This window comes from Streptococcus sp. NLN64, from assembly GCF_015831295.1.
Lineage (GTDB): Bacteria > Bacillota > Bacilli > Lactobacillales > Streptococcaceae > Streptococcus.
In genome coordinates, this window is record NZ_JADXDQ010000026.1 from 1 (window position 1) to 24,930 (window position 24,930).

A 24,930-nucleotide genomic window follows, 5' to 3' on the forward strand; every position below is an offset into this window, starting at 1 on the left:
CCTGTAAACAATTTCTGAAAAACAGGCTCACTTCTTCTAAGTTGAAAACTTACATAGAAAGACATTTATCAATCATTCGTCCAGGTCGGACGTTTGAAAGGCGACTGAAAAATCAATCAGTAGTAAGCTTCACCTACAGAGTATCATAATTTTTAAAAAGGGTATAAAAACCTTTATTTGGCATGCACAAAAAGACCACTTTCGAAAGTCATATATCAATTTGAACTTCCAAAGTGGTCTTATTTTAGATTCTAAGCCTTAACTTAATGACATTGGATCCAATGTCCAGTATTTTTCTTATCCCAAGTCTTGACCGTTTGTGGCGATGACTTGTTTGTACCAATGGAAGGATTTTTTCTTGGAGCGTTTGAGGGTTCCCTTGCCTTCATTATCCCGGTCAACATAGATGAAACCGTAGCGTTTCTTCATTTCACCAGTTCCTGCTGAAACCAGGTCGATACAGCCCCAAGTGGTATAACCGAGGAGCTCAACACCATCTTCTACAATGGCATCTCGCATAGCCGCAATGTGTTGGCGTAGGTAGGCGATTCGATAATCGTCTTCGACGTAACCATTCTCATCAGGTGTATCAATAGCACCTAAGCCGTTTTCAACAATGAACATAGGTTTTTGGTAACGATCCCAGATGGCATTGAGGGTAATGCGGAGTCCGAGTGGGTCAATTTGCCAACCCCATTCGGAGGCTTCCAAGTATGGATTCTTGATAGAAGCAAAGATATTTCCTTCAGTCTTTTCATTGACCTCTGGATCTCCAGAAGCTACTCGGCTTGAGTAGTAAGAGAAGGAGATGAAATCAACTGTGTAATCTCGCAGTAAGGCCAAATCTTCCTCTGTCATTTCTACATCAATCCCCAAGCGCTCCCATTTTTTCTTAGCATAGTTTGGATACTCTCCACGGGCTTGAACATCGATGAAGAAATAGTTTTCTCGATCTTCTTGTAGGGCTGCCCAATAGTCTCGTGGATGGGCTGTGTTTGGATAATATTGTCCCGCAGCCAACATACAGCCGACCTTGTTTTCGGGATCAATTTCGTGGGCCACTTTCGTTGCGATGGCAGATGCGACCAACTCATGGTGGGCTGCTTGGTATTTCACTTGCTCTTGGTTCTCTCCTTCCTCGAAGTAGAGACCTGCCCCCATAAATGGGGCGTGGAGGATCATGTTAATTTCGTTAAAGGTGAGCCAGTATTTCACCAAGCCCTTGTAGCGCGTGAAGAGAGTCCGGCAAAGCCGTTCATAAAACTCTAGCATCTTGCGGTTTCGCCAGCCCCCATACTCTTCAATCAAGTGCATTGGGCAGTCAAAATGGGTGATGGTTACCAAGGGTTCAATCCCATGTTTGTGGCACTCTTTGAAGAGTTTTTCATAAAATTCCAAACCTTTTTCATTCGGCTCTAACTCATCGCCCTTGGGGAAAATCCGAGACCAGGCAATCGAGAGGCGGTAAGTCTTGAAGCCCATCTCCCCAAAGAGGGCAATATCCTCTTTGTAGTGGTGGTACATGTCAATCGACTCCTTAGCTGGATAAAAATACCCTTCCTCAAAGTCAAACATCTTGCGCTGACCAGCAATAATCGGGAAGCGCTCCTCACCAATGGGAACAACATCCACATTGGCTAGCCCACGGCCATCGACATCATAAGCCCCTTCACATTGATTGGCAGCCGTAGCGCCACCCCACAAAAATCCTTGCGGAAAACCTTTATTCATTTGAACCTCCTTAATCTATTTCTTATCTCTAACACTATTCATATGATCAAAATTGCCTGTTCAAAAGAGCCATTCCACTTCTCTAATGGGATCAACCACGCGAACCAAACGGATTTGATCTCCATCCATATCCAATTGAAAAATACTACAGTTCGAGATGGTAAAATCTTCTGGTAATAACAGCTCCAATTGATTTTGCAGTAAGAAAGACCAAATGGCTGCACCATGGCTCACAACTAGAACATCTTGGCCGGCTGTTTCCTGGAACAATTGTCGAATAGTCGTGTCAACTCGGTCACCAACATCCACAATCGCTTCCCCACCATAAGGAACCAGTAAATCTTCAAAATTATTGGCACCTGATCGAAACTTGGGCAGGAGATTCCAAGGCTGGGCTTCAAATTCTCCGAAGTTCATTTCTTTAATTCCCTTTAACTGCTTCACATCGTCCATTCCGGCAACCAACTTGGCCGTGTCGGTTGCCCGCTCCTGGGTGGAAGAGAAAGCCTTGTCAAAACTAAGTTCCTCGCCCTCAAAAAACGCCTTAGCCTTTTTTGCCTGTCGAATCCCTTCCTCTGTTAAGGGAGAGTCTACCGCTCCCTGGGTCAAACCTTGAAGGTTAAAAAGGGTTTGTCCGTGCCGCATGAGGTAAAATGCCATTCGATCCTCCTAGTCTAGTTCTTCACCGTTTGAACGAATCACCTTTTGATACCAGTAGAATGAATCCTTTGGTGTCCGTTCAAGGCTTCCGTTCCCGAGGTCATCCATATCCACATAGATAAAACCATAGCGTTTGCGCATCTCGCCTGTTCCAGCAGATACGATGTCGATACAGCCCCATGTTGTATAGCCAATCAGGTCTACTCCATTCGCAATGGCCTTGGCCATGGCTTGGATGTGAGAACGGTGGTAGTCAATACGATAGTCATCATGGATCGCCCCATCTTCCTCGACCGTGTCCAAAGCTCCCAGGCCATTTTCAACAATCATCACAGGGATTTCATAACGATCGTAGATTTTTTCCAAATAATATTGAAGACCAGACGGATCTTGTGCCCAGCCCCAATCAGAATATTCCAAATAGGGGTTCTTAGCTCCAACTGAGAAGTTTCCTGAAACTTTTTCATCCACCTCATGGGTTGTCACAACCGTCGACATATAATAAGAGAAGGTATAGAGGTCAATCGTACCCTGAGCGAGAATGTCCAAATCATCTGCTTCCATTTGCAGCTCGACATTGTGTTCCTGCCACAAACGTTTGGCATAAGTGCCATAACGACCTTTGGCTTGGACATCTGAACAATAATAGATATTTTTCTCCCACTGATGCTGATTTTCCAGAATATCTGCTGGGTCACTGCTTCCTGGATAGAAGGTAATCCCACAGATCATATTGCCAAATCGAAAATCAGGGTTTATTTTCCGCCCAAGTTGGATTGCCTTAGCAGAGGCTAAAAACTGATGATGCAACTGTTGGTAAGCATCCTGAAAATCTTGGTCCGAAGCCTGACCAAACATATCTAAAAACATGATGGTGTTATTGATTTCGTTAAAGGTTAACCAGTACTTGACCAAATCTTTGTACTCATTAAATAGCGTCTCCGCATACCGAACATAGAAATCCACTAATTTCCGGTCAGACCAACCATTAAAACGAGTTTCTAATGAAAGTGGGGTATCAAAATGCCAAATCGACACCAAGGGCTCAATGCCATACTTGTGACACTCTTCAAAGACGGAACGATAAAAGTCTAACCCTGCTTGATTCGGTTCAGAATCATCTCCATTTGGGAAAATCCGGGCCCAGGAAACGGACAGACGGAAAACGGAATAGCCCATCTCCGCAAAAAGCTTAATATCTTCCTTGTAACGGTGGTAAAAATCTACCGCTTGGTGGTTCGGATAATAGTGGTCTTCTAGAATGGCATAATGAGCTCCTTCAGGTAAATGACCACCCATGTGCCCCATAGAAGCATACTTCCCAGGATTCCCATCCTTGTCGATATAGGTTGTGTAGCGGGGACTGGTCGCCGTTCCACCAGTTGTCACATCTGTTTGAACCAAACCTCGTCCATCCAGGTTATAAGCTCCTTCAGCTTGATTGGCAGCAATCGCACCACCCCATAAAAAGTTTTTTGGAAAACGTGTCATCTGTATTTCTCCTTCTCGTATTTATTCTAAACCGTTAATTCAATCGTATTCTTTTCAAAACCAAGGATAGCTGACTCATTGTAGCCATCTCCAGTTGTCCGAGGTCCTGAAAGGACCAGATAGCCATCCGTACGGAAACGCTCGGTTAAAGCATCAACAGCTTCCTCGCTATCGAGTGAAAAGGCCAGGTGAATATACTCCACGCGCTCCGTCGCCAAGGTGTATACTCTTTTAGTTTATCTTTTATTACTGTGTTAGCTCGTCTTGCCGTACTTCAGTACTGTCTACGACTCGCTGCCTTGTACTAAAAGTAAACTAAAAGACTATAATCACCGACACTTTCCTTGTTCATCATTTCTAACCGAGCCCCATCGCCAAAATTCAAAAAATAGGAAGAGAGGCCCGTTTTAGGATTATGGTAGCGATCATTCGATTCAGCTCCAAAATAAGTCTGAAAAAAAATTCCTTGGCGGCTTCCAAATCTTTTACATACAATGCTAAGTATTCAATTCTCATGCCTACCTCCCTTCAACTGATAACTCTAGTATAGTCGGATTGTAAACGATTTTCTTATCAGAAAATCTGCTATAATGATACTATCCTATGAAACGAGGACACTATGAAGAAAGAACTAACCGACTCCTATTTCTATCACCAAGTAGATTTTGAAAACAACCTCCTCCCCTTCAAGCGTTTTGAAACCCAGGTTCAAAATGGCCAACCTGACATCCTCTTCCACTGGCACAATGAATGTGAAATGACCTATGTGGAGGCTGGTAGCGCCCGCTATCATATCGACTATGAATATTTCGACAGTCAGCCTGGTGACCTCATTTTCATCCGCCCCAACGCAACCCACTCCATCCATCCCATCGAGATGAAAGAGCACAAGACCCAGAGCCTTCTCTTTCACCTTGATTTCTTGGGGGCTACTCACCTGGATCAAACCAGCCTCAACTACCTCCAACCTCTGCAAACCGATAAGGCTAAGTTTATTTCCCGTATTCAGCCACAAGACCCTGGCTATGAAGAGATCAAGAACTGTTTCATTCAGATTCTCGCCCTCGACCTAAAGGCTGATTACTATGAGCTTTTGCTCAAGAGCAAACTGTTTGAACTCTTTCATCTTCTTTTTTCCTTTTCCTATGTTGTTGAAAAAAGAACAGATGACCTTTATCGTAAAAACGAGAGCTTGCGTGGGTTAATCGACTATATCCACAACCATTACGAGGAAAATCTCAGCATGGACTTACTGTCTCAGCAGATGGGGTACAGCAAGGCTCACTTCATGGCGGTATTTAAACAACACATGGGAATCTCCTGTATGGAATTTATCATTCAGGTTCGATTACGAGCAGCCTGTGAATTATTGGCAACCAGCATGAAACCTATTGTCGATATCGCCCATCAGGTTGGCTTTAATAATTTGTCCAACTTCAACCGGCAATTTAAAAAAAGTCATCACCTGACTCCCAGTCAGTACCGGAAACAATTTCGAAAACAAGGGTAACAAGCAAGGCCAGGGATCACCCCCTGGCCTTATACTCTTTTACTCACGTCGAGTATACCCCTTGTCCCTGAATTTCTTAAGGTGGATAGTCATTAGCTGACGGTGGTCAGGAGGTAGTCCCCAACTTGCACTTCGCTTTCTTGGCTAACGAGAATATCCTCATAGAGGGAAGTATTGGTTACAATGATTGGAGTTGTGATTGGAAGGCCTGCGGCTTTAATGACCTCCATATCAAATTCCAACAGTTTTTGACCAGCTTCAATAGAATCTCCAATTTCCACAAAGCTTTCAAAGCCTTCTCCATTGAGAGAAACCGTATCCATCCCTACATGGAGCAAAATTTCTGCTCCATTTTCTGTCTTGATTCCGATAGCATGTTTGGTTGGGAATAAGAGGGTAACCTCCCCCTTGACTGGGGCATAAAGTGTGCCTTGGCTAGGTTCGATGGCAATTCCTTTCCCCATAGCACCTGATGCGAAAACAGGATCTGGAACATCTGCTAGTTGCACAATTGCTCCCTGGAGCGGACTGGCTACAATTTCTTGTTGAATCTCCTTGTGCGGAGCGTCTGCTTCTTCTTTTTCTTCTTCAATCGATTCAAGAGAACTACCATATAAGTTGGCAACAGGAAGCGCCATTTGAATGCCGAATGAGATTACAACGGCTGCTACGGAAGCGATAATACCGGAGATTACACCAGACATATTACCTGTTGCTGTGTCAATCAAGGAAGGATAAAGGAAAACTCCTAAACCACCGACGGAGTATCCAACAACCCCTGCAAACATCACATAGCCACCGATTAGAGCACTGGTGATACAGCTGACAATAAATGGGGTCCGCATTGGAAGGGTAATCCCATAAATAGCCGGTTCTGTCACCCCAAAAATAGCAGAGATAAAGGCTGGCATAGAAAGAGTTTTAACCTTAGATTCTTTGGTTTTCAGCATAATAGCCAAAAGAACACCAACTTGGGTAAAGCTTGGGAACATTGCTGGAATCAGAATGGCTGAAAATCCTTGACTGGCAGTTTCCACAATCGCCAATGGGACAATGGCCCAATGCATTCCAAACATAACCATAACTTGCCAGAGCCCTCCGAGGACAACTCCATAAAGAATAGGACTGATTCCCATAATGTATTGGAAAAATAGGCTCAAACCATCTGAAATGAGATTCCCAATTGGTCCTACAAGCAGGAAGGTAATCGGAACTGCTAGCAGGATGGTCGCTAGAGGAACCAAGAAAAGTTTCACCACATCAGGGATCACTTTTCTTGCTCCTCTCTCAATATAGGAGGCTACCCAGACTGCAAGAATTGCGGGGATCACAGTTGAATAATAGCCTCCGGTCGGAAGAGAGAATGGGATCCCAAAAACAGTGTTCATCCCGGACTCGGTCAAAACTTCGACCGCTCCAGGTAAACTTGGATAGACCAAGGCGGCTCCAATGGCAAAAGCTGTAAATTCATTTACCTTAAATTTCCGAGCAGATGTCAAGGCAATGATGAGTGGAAGGTACTGAAAGAAGCCATCTCCAGCTGCATTTAAAATGGCATATAAGGCACTGTTATCAGCAGTCATGCCATTGGCACCAAGAACAGCGACCAATCCTTTGATAATACCAGCTGCCGCCAAGGCCCCTAAGAAGGGTTGGAAAATACCAGAAATCAGATCTACAAATCGCTCGAAGAGATTCCCATTAACTTTGTCGCCTTCATCAATATCCAAGCTACCATTTCCCACAATTCCTGCAGCAGTCTGTACTGCCACATAGACATCTGGAACATGATTGCCAATAACCACCTGGTACTGACCACCTGCTTGCACTACGGTCACGATCCCATCACGCGCTTTGAGGTAATCCGTATCTGCTTTTCCCTCATCTTTCAGTGTAAACCGTAACCGTGTAATACAGTGTTTGAGTTCACTGATATTTTCTTTACCACCGACATGCTCCACAATGTCCTTGGCTAATTCACTATAATCCTTTGCCATGAGAGGCTCCTTTCTGACTGGAACAAACAAAAAAACCTAAACATATACCGACATGCCGACGACAAAAAGAGCTATCGCTGACACATTCGTATATATTTAGGTTTTGCCTGCTTCCCAGTAACAATCCTTTGATGATTCTATCCTACCAAATACCCTGTCATTTTGCAAGCGTTTTCTAAAAAGTTTTTTCGTTGATTTTTGAAATTTTTAGCGCTATACTGTTTACACAGTAAACACATGGGAGGGAGATCTTATGGCAACTTCAACAACTCCAATTGCTATCAGACTTGACGATGATCTTGTAAGACTCATCGAAGAGTATGCAAAAGGTCAGCAAATCACAAAATCAGATTTTATTCGCGATGCAGTTCTAGAAAAAATTGAGGATATGTATGATATCGCTGTTGCTGACATCGCTTATAAAGACTGGGTTGCAAGTGGAAAGAAGACCTATTCACTTGAAGAAACTTTAGAACGATATGGCTAAATATACAGTAGAATTTGCAGAATCCTTTCATAACGATCTTGAAAAACTGGATCGAAGCATCCAACGACTAGTATTGAAATGGATTGAAAAACATCTTCACAATGTTGATTTTCCAACAACCCCAGGAAAATCTCTTTCAGGCGAAGTAACTGGTTATATCAGATTTCGAGTAGCTAATTATAGAATTCTGACTATTGTTGATAAGGATCAATTTATCATCTTAAATCTTCACATCGGTCATCGATCAGATATCTATAAACGTAAATGAGAAAACCCAAGTCCTCAAACCAGGTCTTGGGTTTTCTCATTTAATCAACCGTTGAATATGAATCGTCAAGTAGACTTGCTCATCAAGGGACATGTCAAAACCATAACTCTCTTTTACAAAGGTTTTGATTTTCTCGCTAGCCGCAAAAGCTTGTGGGTAGTTAGCCTGAACTTGTTGATAGAGAAAGGCATCGTCTTTTCCTTCGACTTGGCCCTGAAGGACACGTTGGGCAAAGTAAGAAAGATGGGTGACGAATCGATGAAAACTAGTGTCTTCCCTAAATTCAGCCCAGCCAAAATGAAGACGGACGATGTCTAAGAATTGATGAACCATCCGGTTCACCTGGTTTTTTCGCTGACCAGCTGTATTATTTTTTTGAGCATTGATCAGATGGAGGGCCAGTGATGAAGCCTCACTTTTCTCCATGTGAATTCCTAATTTGTCGCGGATTTCCCCGATTATTTCAAGTCCAAGTTGATACTCTTGGGGATAAAACTTTCGAACTTCCCATGCTAGGGGATTTTCGATAGAGATTCCTTGACGACTTCGTTCCAAAGCATAGTGAAGATGATCCCCGAGGCTAAGATAAAGTGACAATTCATAACTGGTGCCTAGAATCCTTTCAGCCTTTGAAAGGAATTGCGTTACCAAGTCTACTTCCTCTGCTGGCATCCGACTATAGAGGTGGAACAGATCTGTCTCTGTCCCATCCCCTTGGAGGACAAATGTTTTTTCAATCTTATCTAGGTCCAACTCTTGACCTGCTTTTTTCTGAAAACCTAAACCTTTGCCCATGACGATCACTTCTCGATCTTGTGAATCCAAAGCCTGGACCACGTTGTTGTTATAGACTTTTACAATGTTCATTATGCCCTACCTCTGTACCCGCTAGCTTCTTATAGTCTTTTAGTTTACTTTTAGTACAAGGCAGCGAGTCGTAGACAGTACTGAAGTACGGCAAGACGAGCTGACACAGTAATAAAAGATAAACTAAAAGAGTATGTAGCCTTTTTAATGCAAAAAAACCTAAATCCATCACCAAAGAGGCCTGTCTCCAGACTCCTGATGATGACTTAGGTTTTGCCTGCATTTCAGTAACAATCCTATTTCTAGTCTAGCAAATTGGGGGCGCTTTCGCAAGGGGGCTCAATTTTTATTTTGCTCCAGAAAGCCTACAGTGAGATTCAGAGTAGGCAGTGATGGCATATTTCCAATGTATCTTACAGCAAATCGAGCTTTTCAAACGCCTTATAGAGACCATCTTCTTCCACATCTTCTGTAATGAGGTCGGCCATAGCAAGGATTTCAGGTCCGCCATTGCCCATGGCCACTCCAATCGCTGCATACTCCAACATGGGAATATCAATTTTCGCATCGCCAAAGGCAATGGTCTGGCTGCGATCCATCGCAAGGTGCCCCAAAAGCAAATCCATTGCACGCGCCTTATTGATATCCTTAACCCCTAAATCACCAAAAAGAGCTGTTTCTCCACGACCACCCCAGGTGTGGGCTTCTAATTGAGGGAAGGCAGCTTTAGAATCCAGGTGATCCTGATAGAAATCGAGGATAAAACTGATTTTATTGAGGTCATCTCGATAGAGGTCACCGCCAAAGACCAAGCCATGCAAGACATCTTCCACCTCTTGGTTCGCCACTTCTTCTGCTGTTTTCCCCTTGGTCATGAGATAAGACTGAAGAACCTTCCGCCCACGTTCTCGGAACTTGCGACTGGCAAACAATCCGTTATTGCTTTCCAAGAAAAATTCCAAGCCTCGTTCCTCCAACCAGTCCACAACAGCTTTCGCATCCTCCGCCGGAATAAGCTGGTGCATGAGGACCTGATTCTGGAATTCGACATAAGAACCGTTTCCCCCGATCATACCATCCAAGCCCATTTCCCAGAGCTCTTCTTGCATTTCTGCTCGACTTCTGCCGGTTGTCGCCATCACCAAATGTCCCTTTGCTCTGGCTGCTTGAATCGCTTCCTTGGCTGACTCTGGAATCCGATTGTGGTAGTCAACAATGGTCCCATCCACATCTAAGAATAGTACTTTTTTCATCTTGTTTCCTCCTTGCTATCAGTCTACCCCTTTTTCTTTTTTTAAAAAAGAAAAAAAGACGGATAAAGTGATACTATCCTCGTCTTTGCATGGTAAAATGGGGTTACAACTGTAAGAAAGGAAGAGTTATGATTGTATACCACCAACTAGAATTCCCCGCAACTGGGGAGAATCGTACTGTTCGGGTCTACCTTCCGGACAATTATGAAAACCAGGTTAGCCGCTATCCGGTTATGTACTTCTTTGATGGCCATAACCTCTTTTACGATCAAGAGGCAACCTACGGGGAATCTTGGCAATTAAAAACGTTCTTGGATCATTGGAACAAGGACATGATTGTCGTCGGGATTGAGCCTAGCCATGCAGGCAACCAACGCCTAGAGGAATACTCTCCTTATGATATCGGAGGGGAATTCTTTGCAGGACCTATCCAGGGACGAGGAGAAACCACTATGCAATGGTTGGTCAATCAAGTCAAACCAGTCATCGACCAAACCTACCGGACTTATCCTGATCGCTTAAACACCGGAATTGCAGGCTCCTCCATGGGAGGACTCATGGCTCTCTATGCTATCACCCGCTACAATGCCGTCTTCTCTAAGGCAGCCGCTCTCTCCTCAGCAATCTTTACTCCCATTTATCAAGAAATGAAACAAAATCAATTAGATAGCAATACCCGTGTCTACATGGGTTGGGGAACCAATGAAGTTGGTTTAGACCTTACACAAGAAGAGGAAATTTGGGCAAGCCCCAGTGCGCAAGTTCACCTTTATTTAGAGACCAACTTGCAGCTTCATGGTGCTACCACCTATCTTCACCCACAAATACATGGGCAGCATACCGAAAGAGACTGGGCCCAACAAGTTCCACTTTTTATGGACTTTCTTTGGATGAGATAAGGAGAGACAGATGAAAAAGAATCGCTTTTTAATTCTACTAAGCCTACTAATTAGCCTAAGTTTGGGGCTAGGAATAGTCACCCCAAGTAATCCTGAACTGGCAGCTGTCCAGGCCACTATCGTCTATGCAGACGAAGAAACAAGTGACGTATTGCCTTTCAAAGGTGAGAAACAAATTCAACTTCAGGATTGGGATGCACTCGGTCGAGCACAAGCAGCTCATATCCAACTAAAGGAAGGGGATCAACCGACTAAAAAACGAACTGGCAAAATCACCTTTGACCCTGTTGGCTGGCATAACTATAAATTTTATTTTGGAGACGGTAGCCAACAGGCTTGGCTCATGAATCGAGGGCATTTAATTGGGTATCAATTTAGTGGTCTCAATGATGAAGGTCGCAATCTAGTTCCGATGACAACCTGGCTCAATACTGGTAACTACAAAGGAACAGATGAGTCAAATCCTGACAGTATGCTTTATTATGAAAACCGTCTGGATTCCTGGTTAGCAACCCACCCCAACTATTGGTTAGACTACAAGGTTACACCTATTTATACTGGCGATGAACTCATTCCTCGCCAAATCGAACTCCAATATGTGGGGTTAGATGATAAAGGTCAAAAACTTGACATCACCCTTGGTGGAAAAGAAACCAAGGATGCTTCAGGAATCACACGAGTTGTCTTGGACAACCTGTCACCCAATGCAGACATTGACTACACGAGTGGTACCGCCATTAACACTGTTGCTTCTGCTAGCCAACAAGCTGCTGATAAACAGAGGGCATCCGAAGAAGCTGCCCGGGCCCAAGCCGAGGCGGAAGCTTCTGCTCAGGCTCAAGCAGAAGAACAAGCCCGCCTTCAAGCTGAAGCTCAAGCTCAGGCTGCTGCACAGGCACAAGCCGAAGCTGCCGCCCAAACAGCACCAGAGGTTTCTGCCGGAGGAGGCTATACCAGAGATGCCCGCGGTCGCTGGCATCGTCCAAATGGTCAATATGCATCCAAAGCAGAAATTGCTGCGGCAGGACTTCCTTGGTAATTCTATTTCTTAACCTCCTTTCATTTTCCGTGGAAAGGAGGTTTTTCAGAACTCAAAAGTGTGCTAAAATAAGAAGGATTTTGAAATGTAATGAGTATTATAGTCTTTTAGCCTGTTTTTAGCACAAGGCAGCGAGTCGTAGACAGCTCAAAATCTCCTGCAGAGATTTTGAGTGGCTGATAAAACTTTCGAAGAAAGTTTCAAATAAGTACGGCAAGACGAGCTAACACAGTCATAAAAGATAAACTAAAAGAGTATATTTATGAAAGGAGCCTCATGAAGTTCTATTCCTATGACTTTGTTTTGAATCAAATTCGTCAAGACAATTGGCTGCTAGCCGCTTTCTTGATAGCCTTATTACTGATTCTGGGCTACACTGCTTTTCTGGCCTACAGAGATAAACGAGATTCCAAGTACCGTGAACTGGTTATTATCCTAGGCTTGACGCTACTCGTGTCTGGTTTATCTGGATTTGAAAGTTTGCAGGCCAACAGTCAGGCCAACAATCAGTATCGAACTTCAATCCATTTCATTGAAAAGGTATCCGAGAATTTGAAGGTCAAACCCAATCAGGTCTATGTCAACACTTCTGCTGAGACCAATGGGGCTCTCTTATATGTAGACGGTCAATTCTACCGAGCCATCTCCGGCAGTGAACCGGATACTTACCTCTTGGAAAAAATGGACCTACACTCTTTTGACTTAGAACTAGTGGAGGTAAACCAATGAATATACTCTATTTAGATGCCACGATTAAATTAGCCATTGGCTTATTAACCTTAATTGTGGTAATCAACATTTCTGGCAAAAGTAACCTGGCCCCCAACTCTGCTACGGACCAGGTACAAAACTATGTGTTGGGGGGAATCATCGGAGGGGTTATTTACAATCCTTCAATCACCCTTCTCCAATATGTCATCATTTTAATGATTTGGACCATCTTAGTCCTTAGTCTCAAATGGTTAAAGACACATAACCACACCATTAAACAAATCATCGATGGGCAACCACGGGTCCTGATTCAAAAAGGAAAAGTAGATGTGGAAGCCTGTCGAGCCGCAGGACTTACCGCTGCCGATTTGACCTTAAAACTGCGTGGTCAGGGGATTTTCCGTATCGCCGATGTCAAAAGAGCTGTTTTGGAACAAAATGGCCAACTCATTGTCGTCCAAGCTGGAGAAGCCAACCCCAAGTATCCGGTCATTACAGATGGTGTTGTCCAAGTCGACATCTTGGAATTGTTGGACAAGAACCCTGAATGGCTGCAGGAACAACTAGGGGTCCTTGGGTATGAGGAAACCTCTCAAATCTTCTTGGCCGAATATGACCAAGGTCAACTAACCATTATCACCTACGAATCATAGAAAGGAAACACAATGTCTTCAATCGTTCAACACAAGCGGGTTGAGTTCACCGAACTCTTCTACGACCTCGTTTTTGTTTATGCCATTTCCAAAACCACTGGACTTATCCACCATTTGGAAGAAGGAGTTTTGCCTCCCTTCCACTTTTTCTCTTTTTTAACCTGCCTACTCTTACTGGTCAATACTTGGATGATTCAAACCATGTTTACCAATCGTTTTGGGAAAAATTCCTTGTTTAATATGAGTATCATGTTTGTAGATATGGGACTAATGATGCTGATTTCCAATTATTTTACCTTGGACTGGCAGAGTAATTTCCATGTATTCGATCTTATTTTTGCTCTTCTATCGGGCACCCTTCTCCTTCAATACGCTGTTCAATTTAGACAGAGTAAAACTCAAGAAGAACGTGAACTCATCGGTGCCTTTTTAAAAATACTAGCCGTTCGAACCATCGGTGTGCTCATTGCGGGTTTACTTCCCTATCAATATGGAATTTGGGTTTACTTTGCTTCTATCATGGCTTCCTTCCTTATGCCAATTGCCTACCGAAAACCCATGGGGCTTATTCCCATCAATTTTCCCCATCTCGTAGAGCGAATTTCCCTCCTCGTTATTATTTCTTTTGGAGAAATGATTGTTGGAGTGGCCTCCTTCTTCCAGGCTGATACATTCGGAGCCCATTCCATCTTTTTCCTGCTTATCGTGGTTCTGCTCTTCTTACTCTATTTCGGTGAATTCGATCACGTCTTGGATGAAAGTCTCAATACCCTAGGTATGCGTCTCATTTACAGCCATTATCTCATCTTTGCTGGAATTCTCATGATTACTGTTTCCATGACCTTCCTCAGTGAACACGAAGCCAATCACCTCTTCGTCGTTGGTTTCCTCTATAGTGGGCTTTTCGCCTTCCTCCTGGCCATCATATTAAATGGGGTTTACAATAAGCCTGCCTACAAGTGGACTCGCTCCTACCAAATCACCTATTGGAGCCTGTTCGGACTAGGACTTCTTGGGAGCCTCATCTTTGCCAGCTCACCGCTCACAGTTACCGTCATTACCACAGCAACCATCTTCCTTATCTGGACTCATTTCATTCGTTTTTACATGAAAAATCATCGTGAATCCAATGATCCGCATAAGATCTATTTTATCTAAAGAAAGGGCCTCAACAAGGCCCTTTTTTGCTCACAAAAAATCCTTATCTGTCACGCTCCTTCGCCTCTTTTCGCAATTCCGTATAGTAGTTAATGACTACACCCGATAGGGCGGCAAAGAAAATCATTCCATAAACCGTCAAAAACACACACAACCAGCGTCCCAAAAAAGTAACGGCTTGGTAATCACCATATCCGACAGTTGTGGAGGTCACAAAGGCAAACCAGACTCCATCCCAAAATGATAGGATTCCAGGTTCCACCACCGTTAAGAGTGACCCAACCATGAATAAAAATCCGGCAAAAGACAAGGCAAATTTCATAAATCCGGTATGCTGGAGGATTGTAATCAAGATATTTAATCGCTTCATATCACACTCCCCATAGCTGCAATTCGCTTAGCTGTCTCCGCTACCGGTAGACCAATGATGGTATTCACATCTCCAGCCACATATTCAATGAACCGGGGATCCAAATCCTGAAAACCATAGGCTCCCGCCTTATCCATTGGCGATTCAGAAGTTAGATAGGCTTGAATGACCGGTTCTAATTCTGGATAATAGTCTACAAAGCGAATGTCCGCTACCGTATAGAAAACATCTAGGGAATCCCCTTGTTTCAGACAAACCCCTGTTACAACCTGGTGGGTTTGCCCAATATAAGAGCGAAACATGGTCTCAGCTTCCTCACGGTCACGAAGTTTATTATAAATCGTTTCTCCAAAAACAACCATAGTATCAGCAGCAATGCTTAAAACCGCCGGATCCTCCACCTCAACAGCTCGTGCTTTGGCTAAAGCCAAATCACAACAAGTTTTTCCTGCCCGCTCCAAGAAGGGAAGTTCTTTAAATATTTCCATGGAGGCTTCCTCGACAGCTCTTTCATCCACGTCTACCCCGACAATTTTTGGAGAAAGAAAATCCAACAGTTCTCGTCGCCTTGGAGACTGGCTCAGAAGGTAGATTTCCTTTGGTGGGGAGAATTCGCCTGACAATTGGTATTGAATGGTATGGGTCATAACATCGCCTTTCTATTCCTTATACTCTTTTAGTTTATCTTTTATTACTGTGTTAGGTCGTCTTGCCGTACCTATTTGAAACTTTCTTCGAAAGTTTTATCAGCCACTCAAAATCTCTACAGGAGATTTTGAGCTGTCTACGACTCACTGCCTTGTGCTAAAAACAAGCTAAAAGACTATCTCACCCCATTATAGCAGAAACCGAACTGGCTATGAGCTTATCTTATCTAGGGGTTCATTTAGAGTAAGTTTTTATTTGACTTCCTAATACAAATTATCTACAGTTATACTAAGTGAGTCTGATTTGAATGAAGGTATCCATCTGTTTCTCTATTATGCAATTTTTGATTTCGATGTAGATGGAATCCACATCTCCTTCCCAGATTTAAAGGTACCTATAGTTCTGGATTTGATATGCAGGAAGCACTCTTTATGGCCCAAGATCTCTTGGAAGGTTGGCTACTTCTTGCTGAAGAAGCGGGGGAAGCCTTTCCACTTGCTTCTACTTTAGAGGTAATCCAAGAACGTTTTCCAAATCGGTTTATTGTTCCAATCTCGATTAACTTAGAACTTGCTAGAGAAAAACACTTTGGTAAGCCTGTTAAAAAAACTTTGACTATCCCAGTTATACTCTTTTAGTTTATCTTTTATTACTGTGTTAGCTCGTCTGGACGTACTTCAGTACTGTCTACGGATCGCTGCCTTGTACTAAAAGTAAACTAAAAGACTATACATCAATAAACTCGCAATTGAAAATGGAATTAACTTTTCACATGTGCTAACGGAAGCCCTAAAAGAAAAGCTCCAAGTTCTTTAAGTCAACTATTTATTTCCTTGAACTCATCATTTCTCTTAAAAATAATAGATTTTTATCTGTTATACTCTTTTAGTTTATCTTTTATTACTGTGTTAGCTCGTCTTGCCGTACTTCAGTACTGTATACGACTCGCTGCCTTGTACTAAAAGCAAACTAAAAGACTATAATATCCTGAAAACTTTCGATTCCATTATCAAAAGGTGAACCATGCTCCAACAAACAGAATTCCACTCTCCACTAGGAAAACTCATTCTACTTGCAGACGATAAAGCCCTCCATGGTGTCTGGTTTCAAGACCAATCCTACTTCGGAGCAGGCTATGATCTAGATAGCATCCCCAAAGGAAACAATGCTATTCTGGGACAAAGTAAAGACTGGTTGCAGTCCTATTTTGCCGGTGAAAATCCACAGCCACACGTGCTTCCCTTAAAACCCGAAGTTACTGTTTACCGACAACAGATTTTAGACCTCCTCTTGGAAATCCCCTATGGACAAACCCGAAGCTATCTCGACCTGGCGATGGCGTTTGAGCGCAAAAACGGTCGCCCCACCTCTCCACGTGCTATCGGCGGAGCAGTTGGCCACAACCCCATTAGCCTCATCATCCCTTGTCACCGAATTTTGGGTCATGATGGTTCCCTAACTGGTTATGCCGGTGGAATCGAGCGAAAAATCTGGCTTTTAGAACATGAAAATTCCCAGTAAAGATGATATAGTCCTACTTGAGTAGACAGTATTAAAGTTCAGCTTAATTCAACTGTCTCCTCAACACGGAACGTATCACTTCTGTTGTTTTGCAATTTTCAAAAACGGAGGTGATGTGCTTTACCGTCCTCCTTCTGGGAAGCCCTATCCTCAACTCCACAAAAGATAAGCCCCTCGGTAAAATGTCCGAGGGGCTTTCAAAGGTTTGTTATTGTTTTAGTAAGTGAAGAAGGTTATACTCATTACATTTCAAAATCTGAATGTGTTAATCCTCTTCGCCGAACCCTAAGTTCTGTCTTCATCGGATTGCCTTTTCAGATTTCGAACTGTTTCGAGTATTAGAAGCCATTGAGGGCTATTTTTTCCGTCTCGCTTTCACTCCACCAAGAGTCGTCAACATGGCTAGTCCTGCCACACTGAGTACATAACCAGCATCTGATCCAGTTTTTGGAAGAGACTCTGGGTGTTTCCTAGCTTCAGTATTGTTCTTCACATCTTCTTTGGCTATACCGGTGTTCGCAACTTGTTGAATATGCAAGTCTGTTTTTTGTACAACAATCGGACGAGGAGCTTTAGGCTTAGCCTGGTTCAAGAGTGATAAGTCTGGATTTTGTAAATCCTTCTTCTTATAGGAGTCCAGATCAAAACTTGGTAAATCCTGACGAGTACCGTCGCCTACGCTGGTGCCAAAGTCGTAGCTTGGCAACTCTTTACGGGTGCCGTCGCCTACGCTGGTACCAAAGTCGTAGCTTGGCAAGTCTTTACGAGTACCGTCGCCTACGCTAGTGCCAAAGTCGTAGCTTGGCAACTCTTTACGGGTGCCGTCGCCTACGCTGGTACCAAAGTCGTAGCTTGGCAAGTCTTTACGAGTACCGTCGCCTACGATGGTGCCAAAGTCGTAGCTTGGCAACTCTTTACGGGTGCCGTCGCCTACGCTGGTACCAAAGTCGTAGCTTGGCAAGTCTTTACGAGTGCCGTCGCCTACGCTGGTACCAAAGTCGTAGCTTGGCAACTCTTTACGAGTACCGTCGCCTACGCTGGTGCCAAAGTCGTAGCTTGGCAAGTCTTTACGAGTACCGTCGCCTACGCTGGTGCCGAAGTCGTAGCTTGGCAACTCTTTACGAGTACCGTCGCCTACGCTGGTGCCAAAGTCGTAGCTTGGCAAGTCTTTACGGGTGCCGTCGCCTACGATGGTGCCAAAGTCGTAGCTTGGCAACTCTTTACGAGTACCGTCGCCTACGCTGGTGCCAAAGTCGTAGCTTGGCAACTCTTTACGAGTACCGTCGCCTACGCTGGTACCGAAGTCATAGCTTGGCAAGTCTTTACGGGTGCCGTCGCCTACGCTGGTGCCAAAGTCGTAGTTTGGCAAGTCTTTACGAGTGCCGTTCTCAAGTATCTTACCTTGTTTCAAGACCAGGTTCTCAAAAGCTTGAGACAAACTTGCCAATTCTTGATCTAATTGTCCTTGCTCGCCTCTATGATGATTCCACTTCACTGCTTTAAAGGCTTGTCTGAAGCTGGCTAGACTTTCTGGCGTGTAGATGGATAAATCTTTTGGTACTTGAGATAACAAGACTTGTGCGGCACTGTAATCCGCCAAGAAATAAGCTGGATTTTTGTCCGCCAAGGCTTTGATGAGTTGTTTGGCCAATTCTGGTTTGTACTCACGGCTTGGATCATCTGCCCAAATGGCCACCATACTACCGATACTTGGAACATCTGCTCCCTCAGTTTTTGGAATTGCATTGAGGTGAGCGTTCTCAACTCCTTCTAAGGCTTGGTCTAAGTTATACCATCCTCCATTAGCATTATCACGACCAACGATATAATACCAAGCATCATTGGTATTCAGAATAGCATGCCCTTTGTCTGATAAGAATTTAGAGGAAGCGACGTCATAGCCATTCCATCCACCAGTCCACATAGACACAATAATGTCCTTATCGAATTGACCGGCACCTTCTTCTTGATTATAGTAGATACCATCATTAAAGGCCATTGGTTGGAGCCCATGGCTCTTAACAATCCTTGCTAAATCATTGGCATAATCCACAAACCGTTTGTAGCCGTCCTTTGGATAGTCCTTACCGGTCACAACAGATGGATCTCCTTGAAGAATCCGCCAACCTTTCGCCGAATCTGTTACATCATTGGCAAACTCATCCAAACCAATATTAAAGATCTCCACTTTACCACTGAAGTAGGCAGCATATTTATCAATGAGAGCTTTGGTGAACGCAACTGCTTCCTCATTGGTGATGTCCACCGTTCTCTCTGAAGAAAGTCCATCAAATTGGAAATTCGGATGATCAATCCCCAATTCCGTCATCGCCACCAAGATAGCATCCATATGTCCCGGACTATTGATTACTGGGATAACCTTTAGATTGCGCATCTTAGCATAATTCAGCAACTCATCCATTTCATTTTGGGACAAAGCCGAACCATTTGGATCCTTGTAGTAATGATCATTTCCAACTTGGATAGCATCTTTGACCTCTTGACTAGAATAAGAGTGGCCATTGACAGTCAAACTCATATCGTCCAGAAGGAAACGGAGACCATCATTTCCTAGCAGGAGGTGGAAGTCTGTATAGCCATGCTGACTAGCCGCATCCATTAGATCTTTGAGTTGAGCTACAGAGAAGTACTTCCGCCCTGCATCAATAGAGAGTACTTTCTTCAGAGCCAAACGTTCTTCTTGCTCTTTCGCTGCTAGAGCCACTGGATCTGTGGTCTTATCTTCGCGCACTCGTAGCTCACTTGCTGCCATAAAGGTATTGGCACGACCACTGTCACCAACAGTCTGCAGAGCTTTTAGCTTCACATAGCGAGCTGCTGTTGGTTTAAAGGAGACTTCTTCCCAGTCACCTGTATTGTTAAAGCTACCAGAACCTGCTAAATCCCAGGATTGATTATCCAGACTTGTGTAAATTTCGTAAGTTTGAACCTTACCATTGCTGCCGCCATCAGACCGACCCCAGTAGGCTAAGCCATCTAACGTACGAACCTTGCCAGCATCGATCGTTACCCAAAGGTCTTTACGTGGGCTACCATCCCAGGAACTATGCCAAATTGTAGATGGATCTCCATCCAAAACATTTTCAACAGCATTCTCTGGCCCTTCTTGAAGGGATCCTGGAATAGCCTGTGTTTCAATCCGAGGGACATAATTCTCTGACAAACCACGTTCTGCTATCTGCGCTCCAGGTGTTATTAGGCTAGCGTATTTGACCGCTAAACTATCGGCAGCCAGATTGAGACGATTGACTTCAGCCTCCACACGGGCATCTTGCTGATGACCGGTAGATTCTGTCGCATGATAAGCATTGGTTCTTCCATATTCCCGCTTTACAGAAGATAGGAGTTTTTCTACATCTTGAGCTGCTTCCGGAGATAGCGTCTTGATGTAGGCTAATTTTTCAATTTGGGCCTTCGCTGCTTTCAAGTGCTCAAAACGAGGGCTGGTTCTTGGGGTTTCATCGCCACCCTTATCCCCTGGGTAAACAAGGAATGGATCCCCACTTTCCCACCACCAGTGATCAATATTTTTAAGCGGATCCTTCACCCAGGCATCATAAGCCCAACGAAGATAGCCATCTAAACCTAGTGATGCCGCATACCAAAGGGTCCAAGCACTTTCTACTGGAGCACTACGAGCTACTGAGTTCGGATAGTCACCAACTGCAGTGTAAAGTGTTGTAGTAAAGCCCTTCTGTCGACGGTCTTCCGCCAGTTGCCGTACTAAATCTGGATCCTGAATATGGGCTAGATTGATGGAAATATCCTCAATATGATTCAGGATGTCGGCCTTTTCGGCAGAGTAATTCATGGCTGCACTGAGTTTTAGCCGTTTTCCTTCTTTATTCTTAAATTGATTGACCAATTCAAGAACATGCTCCATATCCGCAATTGGACGCTCATCCATGGAGAGGAAGGCTTTGTCAAACCAAGATTTTTGATCCAAATGCTGAATATAAGCGGTCAAAAATTGTCCCCAAATGTTCTTCCATTCGGCACTACCGGTTGGTAACTTGACCTTCTCCATTTGATTGCTAGCTTCGTCAAAGTAAGCAACTTGATTATCCCAAGGAGTTAGCGAGAAGGACTTGATCTGCTGATCAATCCCTAGTGAAAGGGCTAAGTCAACATATTTATCAAAATTCGTAAAGTCAAAACTAAAAGTCTGATCCGCCTTCTTGGTCCATTTAACCATACTTGGATAGGCATCATAAGTTTGGGAGTTCCACGGGTCCTCGGAAATAGTGGTCGTAATCGAGCTGCCCCCAACTTTGACATACTCCGATAGTTCCTTCCGCAACAACTCTAAATGGCGATCCCCAAACCATTCATCCTGACTCAGACCAAAATAACGAGCGGTCGTAAACGGATACTGCCAGAGATCCATACTGAATCGTTTTTTTCCATCTGCCTTCAAGTCCAGCACTTGTACATGGTAATCGAGCTCAACCGTCTCCTGGAGGTTATCCGCTAGCACACGAACAGTCCCCTTGTACTTGCCTGGTTGAACCCCTTCAGGCAAGGTTAACTGCAGCCAAACCGGTTGAAGCTGACCACGAGCCACATCCACTTGGGTAGCCTTATCCAATACATCCGGAATATTTTCACGTGGCACCTCTGGCCCAGGGAGTTTTCCATAAACAAAACCGCGTCCAATGTGTCCCTCGGTCTCTTTAATAAAGAAGGATTTGAGAGCAGAGGCTGGAATAACACCGCCCTCACCGACAAAATCACTGACCTGGATTCGGGCATTTTTCAAGTCTTGGTTCTTATTCACAATAACCAATTTTCGGTTATCCTGATCCCCTAACCAAAGGCGAGAAACTACCTGATCTTGCGGGTCCTGCCGAAGGAATTGCGAGTACTCCCCTTGCTTGGTATGCTGGTTAATACTTCCATAAACCGCATGAATTCCTTCTTCCTGCGGAACCTGCTCATCTGTAAAAATCTTAACTCCTACATGTGAATAGTAGAGATTATTAATGGGCTGAATGGTCAAGGTCTGCTCTTTGAGCTCTAAATTCTCAATTGTATAGAGTAATTTCGCTAATTCTTGCGGACCATCTGTATTGACAACTGCAACCTGCCGACCATCTACTGCAATGGAAATTTGAGCTCCCCCTTGGAACTGGTCACCGTAGATTTCTACACGGTTCCCTACAAAAGGAATATGGACACTGCCAGAAACACTCCCATGAGAATCTCCAAAATTTTCCCATGGCCCTTCATAGATTGTGCGCGTTTCATTAGTATGGGGAATCAATTCCCCCTCATCCTGTAGGGATCTCGCCACTCTTCGTGAACGAGGCTGTGCTTCTACTGGAGCCACTTTATCTGCCTGGTCCAAAGAAGCAGCTTCTTCAACTACAGGCACATCTGGATTTTGCTGTTCAGGTTGTTCAGGCTGTTCAAGCTCAAGTTTGCTGTCATCAGCAGTTGCGACCGGCTCTGCTTCCCTATCCAGTTCAACAACCGTCCCCTCAACTAGATCCGGAATGGATTGCTCAATATTTCCACTCTCTCCTCCATCCTGCTGGCCATTTGCTGATACGGGATTTGCAGTGACGAAGGTCAAACCAACCATCACAGATACCAAACCAACAGAGTATTTTCGAAGTGAGAATTTTTGATTTTTCTCAAATGATTTCATTCCTAACACCTCCATAGATAATGAAACTATATATCTATGGTAAATGAAAGCGTTTCCTAAGTCAACTCAAGAAACTCCGCAAAAAACTGGTCTTTTACGAAATACACTCAAAAATAGCAATTCTACGGGCTTGACAAAGTCCCCTATTACATTAAGACCTACTGAAAAAAACCAACTTGAATAAGAGCAAAAAAGAGGAGGTTTCCCTCCCCTTCATTCTGGATTTCACTATTTCTCTAACAGAGTCAGAAATCCTATTTTGCAACATCTTAACGACGTTTCCGACGTTTGGATTGTACCAAACCTAGGGTACCAATCAAACCGAGACCAAGAGCAACGGCTACTCCGTTTTCTTGACTACCAGTGTTAGGTAGAGTTCCTTGCTCCACTTGTTTAATTGGAGAATCACCCTTAGCAGGTACTGGACGAGTTGACGGAGCACTTTGACCAGCTTGACCTGGAACTTGAACAGAAGCAATCGCTACTAGTCCAGCTTCCATCGCTGCTGACACACCTGCTACATCACTTGCCGCATCGATCGCTGCTTTGGCTTTAGCTACTTCCTCAGCTACTTTAGCTTTGGCTGCCGCTTTCTCAGCTGCTGTTCCACTTGATGCATCAATCGCTGCATTCTTAGCTTCCGCAGCTGCGTCGATCGCTTTCTTAGCCTCATCCTTAGCTTGCTCAACAGATGAAACTGCTGAAGAAACTTTCACGGCTGCAATAGCTGCGATGCCAGCATCTTTGGCTTGATCAATCGCTGAAAGACTTGGTGCTGCATCGATGGCTGCTTTAGCTTTAGCTGCTTCCGCCGCTACTTTAGCTTTCGCTGCCGCTTTCTCAGCCGCTGTGGCACTTGATGCATCAATCGCTGCATTTTTAGCTGCAACTGCTTGATCAATCGCTTCTTTAGCCGCTGCTTTCGCCATTGCTACTGGATCTACTGCATTGATAGCAGAAATTCCTGTGTCTTTAGCCTTGTTAACAGCATTCACATCTGCGGCTTGATCAATTACAGACTTCGCTGTAGCTGATTCTGCATCCACTGCTGACTTAGCCGCTGCTTTTTCTGCAGTTGTCAAATCAGCGCGTGCATCAATTTCTGCTTTCTTCGCTGCTGCTGCTTCATCGATCGCTTTCTTAGCGTCTTCTTTAGCTGCTGCAACTTCATCTTTAGATGGTACTTCAACAGCTGAAACAGATTTCACACCTTCGTCCTTTGTAGTGTTGATTGCGTCTACGCTAGCTGCTTGATCAATTGCCGCTTTTGCTTTCGCAACTTCTTCCGCTACCTTAGCTTTGGCTGCTGCTTTTTCTTCATCGGTCGCACCAGAAGCATCGATAGCTGCATTCTTAGCTTCCGCAGCTGCATCAATCGCATCCTTGGCGGCTTTCTGAGCTTTCATCCATCCTTCAAGATCAAATGTCGGTTTATCATATTCAGTGCCTTCACCAATCTTCTTAGCAGGTACCCGTACAGCTTCAACTTCCTTAACACCAGAATCTTTCGCTTCTGTTACTGCATCTGCTGTCTCTGCTGCATCGACTGCTTCTTTAGCTTTATCCGCTTCTGCTTTTGCTGCTTCCTTAGCTGCTGCTTTTTCTTCATCAGTTGCGTCTGATGCGTCAATCGCTGCTTCTTTCTCTGCCAAGGCTTCTTCGATTGCTTTCTTAGCGTCTTCTTTAGCTGCTGCAACTTCATCTTTAGATGGTACTTCAACATCTTCTACAGATTTAACTCCAGAATCTTTTGCTTCTGTTACTGCATCTGCTGTCTCTGCTGCATCGACTGCTTCTTTAGCTTTATCCGCTTCTGCTTTTGCTGCTTCCTTAGCTGCTGCTTTTTCTTCATCAGTTGCGTCTGATGCGTCAATCGCTGCTTCTTTCTCTGCCAAGGCTTCTTCGATTGCTTTCTTAGCGTCTTCCTTCGCTTCCGCTACTGGATCTTTCGATGGTACTTCAACATCTTCTACAGATTTAACTCCAGAATCTTTTGCTTCTGTTACTGCATCTGCTGTCTCTGCTGCATCGACTGCTTCTTTAGCTTTATCCGCTT

At 44.1% G+C, this 24,930-nt stretch carries 20 protein-coding genes and 5 pseudogenes; 11 read left to right on the plus strand and 14 right to left on the minus strand.

Translation table 11 applies throughout. The features are described 5' to 3' along the window. Positions 1–149, plus strand: a pseudogene (locus tag I2503_RS09610) (IS4 family transposase); the annotation flags it as partial. 148 nt (positions 150–297) lie between these two features. On the opposite strand, the gene I2503_RS05185 reads toward I2503_RS09610, so the two are convergent. From I2503_RS05185 to I2503_RS09615, 5 genes and pseudogenes are all read right to left on the minus strand, one after another. Next, positions 298–1,731, minus strand: coding sequence for a 6-phospho-beta-glucosidase (locus I2503_RS05185; protein ID WP_196967263.1), 1,434 nt, complete (start codon positions 1,729–1,731; stop codon positions 298–300). Between the two features lie 60 nt (positions 1,732–1,791). Continuing rightward, positions 1,792–2,391: a histidine phosphatase family protein gene (locus tag I2503_RS05190; RefSeq protein WP_196967264.1), complete on the minus strand. Its 600-nt coding sequence runs from the start codon at positions 2,389–2,391 to the stop codon at positions 1,792–1,794. A 9-nt stretch (positions 2,392–2,400) separates the two neighbouring features. Further along, the gene (locus I2503_RS05195) at positions 2,401–3,882 is read right to left on the minus strand and encodes a family 1 glycosylhydrolase (protein ID WP_196967265.1); all 1,482 of its coding nucleotides are present in this window, start codon (positions 3,880–3,882) and stop codon (positions 2,401–2,403) included. Between the two features lie 26 nt (positions 3,883–3,908). Then, positions 3,909–4,073: pseudogene (locus I2503_RS05200) on the minus strand (VOC family protein); the annotation flags it as partial. Positions 4,074–4,225: 152 nt separating this feature from the next. Next, positions 4,226–4,398: pseudogene (locus I2503_RS09615) on the minus strand (VOC family protein); the annotation flags it as partial. 103 nt (positions 4,399–4,501) lie between these two features. Between I2503_RS09615 and I2503_RS05205 the strand changes: the two are divergent. After that, positions 4,502–5,392, plus strand: coding sequence for an AraC family transcriptional regulator (locus I2503_RS05205; protein ID WP_196967266.1), 891 nt, complete (start codon positions 4,502–4,504; stop codon positions 5,390–5,392). A gap of 92 nt (positions 5,393–5,484) precedes the next feature. Here I2503_RS05205 and I2503_RS05210 read toward each other — a convergent pair whose 3' ends face one another. Beyond that, the gene (locus I2503_RS05210; RefSeq protein ID WP_196967267.1) at positions 5,485–7,389 is read right to left on the minus strand and encodes a beta-glucoside-specific PTS transporter subunit IIABC; all 1,905 of its coding nucleotides are present in this window, start codon (positions 7,387–7,389) and stop codon (positions 5,485–5,487) included. 253 nt (positions 7,390–7,642) lie between these two features. Here I2503_RS05210 and I2503_RS05215 point away from each other — a divergent pair, with 253 nt between their 5' ends. Together I2503_RS05215 and I2503_RS05220 are read left to right on the plus strand one after the other, a co-directional pair. Continuing rightward, a complete protein-coding gene (locus I2503_RS05215) occupies positions 7,643–7,876 on the plus strand; it encodes a DUF6290 family protein (RefSeq protein ID WP_196091947.1) in 234 nt (77 codons plus the stop codon). Then, the gene (locus I2503_RS05220; protein WP_196967268.1) at positions 7,869–8,144 is read left to right on the plus strand and encodes a type II toxin-antitoxin system RelE/ParE family toxin; all 276 of its coding nucleotides are present in this window, start codon (positions 7,869–7,871) and stop codon (positions 8,142–8,144) included. Before I2503_RS05215 ends, I2503_RS05220 begins: the two co-directional genes overlap by 8 nt. A 36-nt stretch (positions 8,145–8,180) precedes the next feature. Here I2503_RS05220 and I2503_RS05225 read toward each other — a convergent pair whose 3' ends face one another. Both I2503_RS05225 and I2503_RS05230 read right to left on the minus strand, forming a co-directional pair. Beyond that, complete coding sequence (locus I2503_RS05225) at positions 8,181–9,011, minus strand: PRD domain-containing protein (protein WP_196967269.1); 831 nt, start codon at positions 9,009–9,011, stop codon at positions 8,181–8,183. Between the two features lie 353 nt (positions 9,012–9,364). Beyond that, entirely contained in the window at positions 9,365–10,204 is an 840-nt protein-coding gene (locus I2503_RS05230) for an HAD family hydrolase (RefSeq protein ID WP_196967270.1), read from the minus strand. 128 nt (positions 10,205–10,332) lie between these two features. On the opposite strand from I2503_RS05230, the gene I2503_RS05235 reads away from it, so the two are divergent. From I2503_RS05235 to I2503_RS05255, 5 genes are all read left to right on the plus strand, one after another. Continuing rightward, complete coding sequence (locus I2503_RS05235; RefSeq protein ID WP_196967271.1) at positions 10,333–11,103, plus strand: alpha/beta hydrolase-fold protein; 771 nt, start codon at positions 10,333–10,335, stop codon at positions 11,101–11,103. 10 nt (positions 11,104–11,113) lie between these two features. Next, positions 11,114–12,142, plus strand: a complete 1,029-nt coding sequence (locus I2503_RS05240; protein WP_196967272.1) for a DNA/RNA non-specific endonuclease — start codon at positions 11,114–11,116, stop codon at positions 12,140–12,142. Positions 12,143–12,418: 276 nt separating this feature from the next. Further along, positions 12,419–12,871: a DUF3290 family protein gene (locus tag I2503_RS05245; RefSeq protein ID WP_196091953.1), complete on the plus strand. Its 453-nt coding sequence runs from the start codon at positions 12,419–12,421 to the stop codon at positions 12,869–12,871. Next, positions 12,868–13,506, plus strand: a complete 639-nt coding sequence (locus tag I2503_RS05250) for a DUF421 domain-containing protein (RefSeq protein ID WP_196091954.1) — start codon at positions 12,868–12,870, stop codon at positions 13,504–13,506. Before I2503_RS05245 ends, I2503_RS05250 begins: the two co-directional genes overlap by 4 nt. Before the next feature lie 12 nt (positions 13,507–13,518). Then, a complete protein-coding gene (locus I2503_RS05255) occupies positions 13,519–14,664 on the plus strand; it encodes a low temperature requirement protein A (protein WP_196967273.1) in 1,146 nt (381 codons plus the stop codon). Positions 14,665–14,707: 43 nt separating this feature from the next. Here I2503_RS05255 and I2503_RS05260 read toward each other — a convergent pair whose 3' ends face one another. Both I2503_RS05260 and I2503_RS05265 read right to left on the minus strand, forming a co-directional pair. After that, entirely contained in the window at positions 14,708–15,034 is a 327-nt protein-coding gene (locus I2503_RS05260) for a potassium channel family protein (RefSeq protein ID WP_196091956.1), read from the minus strand. Further along, positions 15,031–15,681, minus strand: coding sequence for a Maf family protein (locus I2503_RS05265; protein WP_196967274.1), 651 nt, complete (start codon positions 15,679–15,681; stop codon positions 15,031–15,033). The genes I2503_RS05260 and I2503_RS05265 overlap by 4 nt, the downstream gene beginning before the upstream one ends. Before the next feature lie 432 nt (positions 15,682–16,113). On the opposite strand from I2503_RS05265, the gene I2503_RS05270 reads away from it, so the two are divergent. Both I2503_RS05270 and I2503_RS05275 read left to right on the plus strand, forming a co-directional pair. Continuing rightward, positions 16,114–16,320, plus strand: coding sequence for a hypothetical protein (locus tag I2503_RS05270; protein ID WP_196967275.1), 207 nt, complete (start codon positions 16,114–16,116; stop codon positions 16,318–16,320). 385 nt (positions 16,321–16,705) lie between these two features. Next, positions 16,706–17,203 (plus strand): methylated-DNA--[protein]-cysteine S-methyltransferase, encoded by a 498-nt coding sequence (locus I2503_RS05275; protein WP_196967276.1) that lies wholly within the window; start codon positions 16,706–16,708, stop codon positions 17,201–17,203. A 355-nt stretch (positions 17,204–17,558) separates the two neighbouring features. Here the strand turns inward: I2503_RS05275 and I2503_RS09870 are convergent, their stop codons facing one another. The 4 genes and pseudogenes from I2503_RS09870 to I2503_RS05285 all read right to left on the minus strand — a co-directional run. Next, positions 17,559–17,696, minus strand: a complete 138-nt coding sequence (locus tag I2503_RS09870) for an LPXTG cell wall anchor domain-containing protein (RefSeq protein ID WP_348769624.1) — start codon at positions 17,694–17,696, stop codon at positions 17,559–17,561. A gap of 936 nt (positions 17,697–18,632) precedes the next feature. After that, positions 18,633–19,901, minus strand: a pseudogene (locus tag I2503_RS09625) (family 20 glycosylhydrolase); the annotation flags it as partial. Positions 19,902–20,012: 111 nt separating this feature from the next. Beyond that, a pseudogene (locus I2503_RS09630) lies at positions 20,013–22,889 on the minus strand (glycoside hydrolase domain-containing protein); the annotation flags it as partial. A 254-nt stretch (positions 22,890–23,143) separates the two neighbouring features. Beyond that, positions 23,144–24,930: DUF1542 domain-containing protein (locus I2503_RS05285; protein ID WP_196967278.1), on the minus strand; the 1,787-nt coding region annotated here is incomplete at its 5' end.

Excerpts from the sequence above, each read along its gene's own strand:
- I2503_RS05185 (WP_196967263.1), bottom strand. The coding sequence starts at position 1,731 with ATGAATAAAGGTTTTCCGCAAGGATTTTTGTGGGGTGGCGCTACGGCT.
- I2503_RS05190 (WP_196967264.1), bottom strand. The coding sequence starts at position 2,391 with ATGGCATTTTACCTCATGCGGCACGGACAAACCCTTTTTAACCTTCAA.
- I2503_RS05195 (WP_196967265.1), bottom strand. The coding sequence starts at position 3,882 with ATGACACGTTTTCCAAAAAACTTTTTATGGGGTGGTGCGATTGCTGCC.
- I2503_RS05205 (WP_196967266.1), top strand. The coding sequence starts at position 4,502 with ATGAAGAAAGAACTAACCGACTCCTATTTCTATCACCAAGTAGATTTT.
- I2503_RS05210 (WP_196967267.1), bottom strand. The coding sequence starts at position 7,389 with ATGGCAAAGGATTATAGTGAATTAGCCAAGGACATTGTGGAGCATGTC.
- I2503_RS05215 (WP_196091947.1), top strand. The coding sequence starts at position 7,643 with ATGGCAACTTCAACAACTCCAATTGCTATCAGACTTGACGATGATCTT.
- I2503_RS05220 (WP_196967268.1), top strand. The coding sequence starts at position 7,869 with ATGGCTAAATATACAGTAGAATTTGCAGAATCCTTTCATAACGATCTT.
- I2503_RS05225 (WP_196967269.1), bottom strand. The coding sequence starts at position 9,011 with ATGAACATTGTAAAAGTCTATAACAACAACGTGGTCCAGGCTTTGGAT.
- I2503_RS05230 (WP_196967270.1), bottom strand. The coding sequence starts at position 10,204 with ATGAAAAAAGTACTATTCTTAGATGTGGATGGGACCATTGTTGACTAC.
- I2503_RS05235 (WP_196967271.1), top strand. The coding sequence starts at position 10,333 with ATGATTGTATACCACCAACTAGAATTCCCCGCAACTGGGGAGAATCGT.
- I2503_RS05240 (WP_196967272.1), top strand. The coding sequence starts at position 11,114 with ATGAAAAAGAATCGCTTTTTAATTCTACTAAGCCTACTAATTAGCCTA.
- I2503_RS05245 (WP_196091953.1), top strand. The coding sequence starts at position 12,419 with ATGAAGTTCTATTCCTATGACTTTGTTTTGAATCAAATTCGTCAAGAC.
- I2503_RS05250 (WP_196091954.1), top strand. The coding sequence starts at position 12,868 with ATGAATATACTCTATTTAGATGCCACGATTAAATTAGCCATTGGCTTA.
- I2503_RS05255 (WP_196967273.1), top strand. The coding sequence starts at position 13,519 with ATGTCTTCAATCGTTCAACACAAGCGGGTTGAGTTCACCGAACTCTTC.
- I2503_RS05260 (WP_196091956.1), bottom strand. The coding sequence starts at position 15,034 with ATGAAGCGATTAAATATCTTGATTACAATCCTCCAGCATACCGGATTT.
- I2503_RS05265 (WP_196967274.1), bottom strand. The coding sequence starts at position 15,681 with ATGACCCATACCATTCAATACCAATTGTCAGGCGAATTCTCCCCACCA.
- I2503_RS05270 (WP_196967275.1), top strand. The coding sequence starts at position 16,114 with ATGGCCCAAGATCTCTTGGAAGGTTGGCTACTTCTTGCTGAAGAAGCG.
- I2503_RS05275 (WP_196967276.1), top strand. The coding sequence starts at position 16,706 with ATGCTCCAACAAACAGAATTCCACTCTCCACTAGGAAAACTCATTCTA.